The sequence below is a fragment of the Pseudorhodobacter sp. genome (genome assembly GCF_030452865.1).
In the GTDB taxonomy this organism is placed as follows: domain Bacteria; phylum Pseudomonadota; class Alphaproteobacteria; order Rhodobacterales; family Rhodobacteraceae; genus Pseudorhodobacter.
In genome coordinates this window covers 1-6,927 of sequence record NZ_JAKDLJ010000183.1, presented here as the reverse complement: position 1 = coordinate 6,927, position 6,927 = coordinate 1, and the positions used below count along the sequence as shown (strand labels likewise).

10 protein-coding genes are annotated in these 6,927 nt (G+C 59.6%); 6 read left to right on the top strand and 4 right to left on the bottom strand.

Translation table 11 applies throughout. From position 1 onward, the window contains the following. The 3 genes from L0H65_RS11580 to L0H65_RS11570 form a co-directional block, all read right to left on the bottom strand. The coding region (locus L0H65_RS11580; RefSeq protein ID WP_301459162.1) for an efflux RND transporter permease subunit at positions 1-1,808 on the bottom strand (1,808 nt) is incomplete at its 3' end. After that, entirely contained in the window at positions 1,805-2,806 is a 1,002-nt protein-coding gene (locus tag L0H65_RS11575; RefSeq protein ID WP_301459161.1) for an efflux RND transporter periplasmic adaptor subunit, read from the bottom strand. The genes L0H65_RS11580 and L0H65_RS11575, both read right to left, overlap by 4 nt. Positions 2,807-2,887: 81 nt before the next feature. Then, on the bottom strand, positions 2,888-3,091 hold the full coding sequence (locus L0H65_RS11570; RefSeq protein ID WP_301459160.1) for a DUF2892 domain-containing protein: 204 nt from the start codon (positions 3,089-3,091) through the stop codon (positions 2,888-2,890). Between the two features lie 198 nt (positions 3,092-3,289). Between L0H65_RS11570 and L0H65_RS11565 the strand changes: the two genes are divergently transcribed. Together L0H65_RS11565 and L0H65_RS11560 are read left to right on the top strand one after the other, a co-directional pair. Continuing rightward, positions 3,290-3,616, top strand: a complete 327-nt coding sequence (locus L0H65_RS11565; RefSeq protein WP_367651986.1) for an ArsR/SmtB family transcription factor — start codon at positions 3,290-3,292, stop codon at positions 3,614-3,616. Positions 3,617-3,649: 33 nt separating this feature from the next. Then, a complete protein-coding gene (locus tag L0H65_RS11560; RefSeq protein WP_301459159.1) occupies positions 3,650-3,808 on the top strand; it encodes a hypothetical protein in 159 nt (52 codons plus the stop codon). Here L0H65_RS11560 and L0H65_RS11555 read toward each other — a convergent pair whose 3' ends face one another. Beyond that, a complete protein-coding gene (locus L0H65_RS11555) occupies positions 3,809-4,048 on the bottom strand; it encodes a TetR family transcriptional regulator C-terminal domain-containing protein (protein WP_301459158.1) in 240 nt (79 codons plus the stop codon). Positions 4,049-4,138: 90 nt separating this feature from the next. Between L0H65_RS11555 and L0H65_RS11550 the strand changes: the two genes are divergently transcribed. The 4 genes from L0H65_RS11550 to L0H65_RS11535 all read left to right on the top strand — a co-directional run. Beyond that, the gene (locus L0H65_RS11550) at positions 4,139-4,489 is read left to right on the top strand and encodes a hypothetical protein (protein ID WP_301459157.1); all 351 of its coding nucleotides are present in this window, start codon (positions 4,139-4,141) and stop codon (positions 4,487-4,489) included. A 77-nt stretch (positions 4,490-4,566) separates the two neighbouring features. Then, positions 4,567-5,328 carry a hypothetical protein gene (locus tag L0H65_RS11545; RefSeq protein WP_301459156.1) on the top strand — a complete coding sequence of 254 codons (762 nt, stop codon included), beginning with the start codon at positions 4,567-4,569 and terminating at the stop codon, positions 5,326-5,328. 215 nt (positions 5,329-5,543) lie between these two features. After that, complete coding sequence (locus L0H65_RS11540; protein WP_301459155.1) at positions 5,544-6,338, top strand: hypothetical protein; 795 nt, start codon at positions 5,544-5,546, stop codon at positions 6,336-6,338. Between the two features lie 117 nt (positions 6,339-6,455). Then, the coding region (locus L0H65_RS11535) for an endonuclease/exonuclease/phosphatase family protein (protein WP_367651985.1) at positions 6,456-6,927 on the top strand (472 nt) is incomplete at its 3' end.

Genomic DNA, 6,927 nt, shown 5'->3' with positions numbered 1-6,927 from the left:
ACCATTGCCTGCAAGGCACGATCCGTATCTTCAACCGACGAGCCTTTGGGCAAGTCTAACACGACCTGAAGGTTGGCTTTATTGTCGAACGGCAGCAACTTCACCGTCACATGCTGGGTATAGATCAGGACCAGCGATGCAAGTGTGGCAACCGTAACGACGGCAAGGAACGCCACAGCACGGGCGCGGGTTTTCAGGATCGGTCGCGCCACGGCAACGTAAAGCCGCCCAAGCCGGCCGCCACTTGCGGAATCGTGGGCGTGACCACCGCCGCCGCCTTTCTGGCCGAGTTTCATCATCAGCCACGGCGTCAGAACCACCGCTACAAAGAACGAAAACACCATAGCGGCGGAGGCATTGGCCGGAATCGGGCTCATATAGGGGCCCATCATGCCCGTCACGAACAGCATCGGCAGCAGTGCTGCAACCACGGTCAGGGTCGCAACAATGGTTGGGTTGCCAACTTCGGCAACGGCGTCAATAGCGGCCTGTTTGCGCGCCCGACCGTCGCCCATCGCCCAGTGACGGGCGATATTCTCGATTACCACGATGGCGTCATCAACCAGAATCCCGATAGAGAAGATCAGCGCGAACAGACTGACCCGGTTCAGCGTGTAACCCATGACCCAAGACGCAAAAAGCGTCAGCAGGATGGTCGTCGGGATGACGACCGCCACTACCAGCGCCTCATGCCAGCCAATGGCAATCGCAACCAGAACCACGATGGAAACCGTCGCGAGGCCCAGATGGAACAGCAGTTCATTCGCCTTTTCATTCGCGGTCTCGCCATAGTCGCGCGTGATCGCCATTTCCACATCCTGCGGGAATATCTGGCCGCGCACCGCTTCAAGGCGCTTCACGATTTCATCTGCGATAACAACGGCATTGGTCCCCGGCCGTTTGGCAATCGCCAGCGAGACCGCAGCCGCGCGGTCAAGCCCGGAATCGGTCTTGCGAATGTCGGTGACGCGACTTTCAGCGGGAGATGTCGCCAGCACGACATCGGCAACGTCGCGAACATAGACGGGGCGACCGTCACGCGATGTCAGAAGGATATTGCCGATCTGCGGCAGATCTTGCAGGGTTTGCCCGGCCAGAATGGCGCGTTGCTGACCATCCTCGCGGATCATCCCGATCCGGAACGAACGGTTCGCGCCTTCGATCTTGGCAGCCAGTTGCTGCAAGGTAATTCCATAAAGCGACAGTTTTTCCGGGGCGGGCTCAATCCGGATCTGTTCCGGCTGCTCGCCGACGATATAGCTCAGGCCGACATCCGGCAGTTTCGACACCTCCACCTGCAACTCCCGCGCAAGCCGCGTCAACCCGTTGGAGGTCCAACGCGCCGCGGCCTCCGGCGTCGGGCGCAAGGTGACAACCACAATCGCCACATCGTCGATCCCGCGCGCAACGATCAACGGCGCGGGGATGCCGACCGGGATGCGGTCCATATTGGCGGAAAGTTTTTCCTGCACGCGCAGGATAGCCGCATCCGCATCTGTGCCGACCAAAAAGCGCGCGGTGACGAGGGTGCCGTCGTCTTCGGTCTGTGAATAGACATGCTCCACCCCGTCAATACTTTTGACAATGGTTTCCAGAGGTTCCGTGACGAGTTTGACCGCATCTTCCGCCTTCAGGCCATTGGCAATGACGTGGATATCCACCATCGGCACCGAAATCTGCGGCTCCTCCTCTCGTGGAAGCGAGATGAGTGCGACCAGACCGAGGGCAAGTGCCGCCAGCAAAAACAGTGGCGTCAGCGGGGAGGTGATGAATGCGCGGGTCAGACCGCCTGCGATACCAAGCTTCATGGCAGCACAACCCGGTCACCGCCCTGCAACCCGGTCAAAACCTCAACCCGTGCCGCACCGTCGATCTCAAACACCTCGCCCAGTATGACCGCCACATCCAGTATTCTCCCATCAAGGGCGATCCGGATGTAGTCGATGCCATGGATTGCCCGGATGCCTTCGGGTGGCACAGCCAGCACCCGGCGCTTGCCAACCGGAATCGACACCAAGGCCCGTTCGTTGACGAAATAGTTTCCGATGCCGTCGACCTCCACATCGGCAATAACCCGGCCATCAATGATTTCAGGATAGACCTTCACGATCTTGCCCCGATGGCTCTGAGGGGTCTCATCCACCAGTTGCGCCAGACCCCGTTCGCCGACAACAACATCCGCGCCCTGCACGATTTCGGCGGCATGGCGCTCTGGCAGCGACAGGCGCAGATAGTAAGGGCCGGGGGCGATCCGTCCGATTTCCTCACCCGGCATGATCACCGAACCGGGCGTCACCGGAACTGTCAGCACGCGCCCGGAAGCAGGGGCGAAAACCGTGCCTTCGCGCGCGTTCTGCGCAATAACCGCTTTTTCCGCTTCCGCCGCTGCGACCTCATTGGTGGCCACGATGAACAGCATATTCTCCTGATCCAGATTGGCCTGTGTGCCAACGCCGCTTGTCCGCAATTGCCGGGCGCGTTCAAGCTGAATTCTGGAGTTTTCAAGCTGGGAGTTGAGCGCCTTTATCTTCGCCTCGGCAGCGTTCAGTTGAAGTGCTATTTTGTCGTCTACGACTACGGCAATGACATCGCCTTGCGTAACCTCATCGCCTTGCGAGATCTCAAGCTGCCGGATCGTGCCGCCGATGCGGGCGCGGGCCGGAACGACGATGCGACTTTCGACCTGGCCGAAAACAGCTTTCATCTCCGGGATCGTCGTCGCCTCAACCAGGAACTCAGTGGCATCGGCGCGGCCCGGCCCCGGAATTGCGAATACGGCGAGTGCGCAGAGTGAATAACGCAGCATTGTTGGGAGCATTGGGTCATCAACTTTCGTAGAATCTGGCGGGCTTGTACCAATGGACGGCAAAGCGAAGGGATGTTTGGGCTATTTTGCGCATGTCTCGTCGCGGCACCCGAGCTTGCGGAAAACCATTGCGGCAGGGCAAAAGCCGGTGATCGACGATTGAAACAGGTTGAACCCGACGAATGCCGTCAGCAGATAAAACCAGGACGCCACATAGAACCCAAGCGCCAGCGAAACGAGGACCATGACCCCCGCGAACATCATCACCGCACGATTGACAGTCATTTCACTCTCCTTTTCAAAGAACGCCGGGCCTTGTGGTTGATCCCGGCCCGGATATCCCGAAACTTTCTGATCCGGCGCATGCCAAGGGCGATCTTGCGGCGGGCGTGTTTCCTAACCCTGCCAATCCCTGCTGCCTCGCTGCGCTTGCGAATCCTTTCATCCTTGCACATAACATTCAAATAATATAAATTCAAGAATATGAATATAAAAGAGATGATACCGGCGGCGCATCTGGCGGCTGACCTGATGCGAAGCCTGTCGCACCCGCAGCGCCTTCTGGTGCTTTGCGCGTTGGTGGATGGCGAGAAATCCGTGGCCGATTTGCGCCACAGCCTCAAGATCGACCAGGTTCCGTTGTCGCAGCACCTCATGCGGTTGCGCGGTGATGGCCTTGTCAAAGCGCGCCGGGACGGGACAGCGGTTTATTACGAGATTGTGCGGCCCGAGGTGCAAACCGTTGTTGAGGCATTGCACGCCGCCTTTTGCGCGCCGGATGGTGCCCCGACAACAGACCAAACGCGATAGCATTGTTCCAAAGTCGGTTGCAGTGCCCCGATCGTGCCTCGTTCGATCGACCGCCTCAACCCGACCGTTGCCACGGGCAAAACCTTCGGGCGGCGTATCACTCAGGGTCAGAAAACCACTCGCCACCGCGAAGCCCTGAAAACTGGCGGTCACCGCAAGAACTCCAAACAAGCGCAATCCGTCGTGATCTGATCAGACCTCCAGTTTGGTCCCACACGCTTCGATGCCCTGTCGATAGATCGCAAATATGCGCGGGGCGTTCCTTGTCATGCGCCGGATGTCGCCTGCGATCAGCGATTGCATCACTAGCCCTTGAATCATTCCAATGAACAGCGTCGCCGCGGCCTCGGCGTCCAGATCAGGGCGCAATTCCTGACAGGCCTTCCCCTCGACAAGCAATTGATGAAGTTGCCCCTCGTAGTCGGCCACCATGGTTTGTGCCAACCCTTTGGCCGGTATCGCGCGGACCCCTTGGAATGCGCAACTGAGCATGCGCGGTGCGCGGGGACCGATGCGCCGGGCGTGAGTGCCCAGCACCAACGCGAATTGCAGTTCCTGACCCGGCAAATGTTCGTTCTCGTCTCCCCCGCCAACTTGTTCTGGACCAATCCCGTCGTGCTGGCAAAGACGCGCGAAGCGGGCGGACTGAACCTGGCCAGAGGAATGCAGAACTATTTGCAGGACATCAAGGACGACTTGTTCGGTGCCGCACCTGAAGGCACCGAGGCTTTCCAGCCAGGCCGCGATGTCGCAGTTACCGAGGGCAAGGTGGTCTATCGCAACAGGTTGATCGAGCTTATCCAGTACAGCCCGCGCACGGCCCAAGTGCGGCCCGAACCGATCCTGATCGTTCCGGCATGGATCATGAAATAATATATCCTCGATCTGTCGCCGCAAAACTCCGTGATGCGCTATCTGGTGGAGCAGGGCCATACGGTGTTCATGATTTCGTGGACAAACCCCAAGCCAGCGACCGCGACCTGACGCTTGATAACTATCGCTGCCTTGGCGTCATGGAGGCGCTTGATGTGATCGGGCAGATCGTGCCGGACCAAAAGGTGCAGGCGGTCGGTTATTGGCTGGGCGGCACCCTTGTGTCGATTGCGGCGGCAGCAATGCTGCGTGATGGCGATGACCGGCTTGGCTCGCTTTCGCTGCTGGCAAGTCAGGTCGATTTCACCGAACCCGGCGAATTGCAGCTTTTCATCAACGAAAGCCAGCTTGCGTTTCTCGACAGCGTAATGCGGAAGCAGGGTTATCTGGATACGACCCAAATGGCGGGCGCGTTCCAGATGCTGCGCTCCAATGATCTGATCTGGTCGCGCGCGGTCCACGATTGCCTGATGGGTAAACGTCGACCGATGATTGACCTCATGGCCTGGAACGCGGTTGCGATGCGAATGCCTTTCCGGGTGCCCCCCGAACATCTGCGCAAACTCTATCTGAACAATGATCTTGCGGAGGGGCGGCTTGAGGTGGGCGGCGCCCCCGGTCAATGTCTCCGACCTTCGTTTGCCGATCTTCGCTGTGGGCACGATCCGGGACCATGTCGCGCCTTGGCAGTCGGTCTTCAAGATCGACATGCTCAGCGATACCGGTGTGACTTTCGTGCTGACCAGCGGCGGGCACAATGCGGGGCTCGTGTCCGAACCCGGTCATTCGCACCGGACCTGCCGGACGCGGACGCGACGGGCGGAGAATCTTCATGTTAGCCCCGAAACAGGGCTAACAGCGGAGCCAGAACAAAAAAGGGTCTTGGTGGATCACATGGGCAGAATGGCGTGCCGCCCAATCCGGCAAGCCGACCGCCCCACCGCAGACGGGCCGAACGGATCGGGCGCCGGTCGCGGACGCACCCGGCACCTAGGTATATCAGAGCTAGCGACTGGACATGCAGTATCCTGAGCAAACTGAAGGATCAAAGTGAATGGAAACCAAGGAACGGGGGCTATCACCCGCCGCAATAGTGGCCGTCCTGTTCGGGCTGCTGACGATTGGTGCGGGCGGCAAGGCCTTGTTTGGAAATGTGCCTGTCGAAAATGCGGTGCCTTTTGTTCTCTGGTTCAATTTCATCGCGGGCTTTGCCTATGTTGCGGCGGGCTTTGGCCTGTTCTGGCGGCAAAGCTGGGCGGTGCGCCTCTCAATTGCGATCTTTGTCATGACGGTTCTCGTCACGCTCGCCTTTTTTTCTCCACATGGCTTTTGGCGGCGGCTACGCGTTGCAGACCGTCGGCGCGATCAGCCTGCGCGCTGGTCTGGGCCGTCATTTTCATTGTTGCGCTGCGTACATTTGCGGGGTTTCGCCAAACTGCGGATGATCGGCATGTTTGACCGGAGCCCGCCTTATCAGGGTGAGAAGGCCATGCTTTGCCCCCTGCCTCATGGGTTGGCAGCACGAAAACCGCTTCGAACCTATCGACGTGATCCCGAGCGGAGGGAACGGGGCGACAACTCCGCTTGCGCCTCATCGGCAATGGGACTGGCCCCTTGTTTCGGCTCCTTGGTTGCGGTCGCGTTTCCCGTGGCAATGTCAATCTTGCAATTTGGTGATCTGGAAAGAATGCTGTTTCATAGCGTCCTGCTGACGGTCGCGCAGATGTGGGTTGGAGACTTGTCGAACCAGATCTGGCAGGACGGCGTGCGACCGTCAGCCCGTTCGTCGCGCTTGCCTCTCTCGCGGTCGGGTGCGCGCTCTGGCGATTGCCGGGGGCGGTGCCGCTGATCTAGATTTTGACACTCATGCCGTCAGCCTTTTCTCCGACACGGTCTTTCGCTATTCTGATCGCGGACCGGATGATGGACGCCGCGCCGCATTCACAAAGCGAAAAGACAGCAGAACATGACTGAACTGACACTGGTAAGCTGGAACATCCGCGCCGGCCTTGGGCGCGATTTGCGCCGCCGCCCGATGCGGACGATTGACGCGATTACCGGCTTTGATGCGGATGTGGTCTTGTTGCAGGAAGCCGATTTCCGCCGCCATCCGCGCCCTGCGGCCTTGCCAAGCCCGCAAGGGCGGATCGGCCCGTTCGAAGTGGTCGATCTGACGCCGACCGCCGTGGGGCTGGGATGGCACGGGATTGCGATGCTGAAGCGACCGGGCATTCGCGTGGAAGCGATCCACCGCTACGACTTGCCCGCGTTGGAGCCGCGCGGCGCCGTTGTCGTCGATCTTGCAATTGCTGAAAGACCGGTTCGGATCGTCGGTGTGCATCTTGGCCTGCTGCGCGGCAATCGCCGAAAGCAACTCAGCTATATCGCCGATCGGTTGGCCGAGTTGGAGCGCAGGCCGACCATTATCGCGGGTGACT

Coding starts and splice junctions, on each gene's coding strand:
- L0H65_RS11575 (WP_301459161.1), bottom strand. CDS start 2,806: ATGCTGCGTTATTCACTCTGCGCACTCGCCGTATTCGCAATTCCGGGG.
- L0H65_RS11540 (WP_301459155.1), top strand. CDS start 5,544: ATGGAAACCAAGGAACGGGGGCTATCACCCGCCGCAATAGTGGCCGTC.
- L0H65_RS11565 (WP_367651986.1), top strand. CDS start 3,290: ATGAATATAAAAGAGATGATACCGGCGGCGCATCTGGCGGCTGACCTG.
- L0H65_RS11555 (WP_301459158.1), bottom strand. CDS start 4,048: ATGGTGGCCGACTACGAGGGGCAACTTCATCAATTGCTTGTCGAGGGG.
- L0H65_RS11570 (WP_301459160.1), bottom strand. CDS start 3,091: ATGACTGTCAATCGTGCGGTGATGATGTTCGCGGGGGTCATGGTCCTC.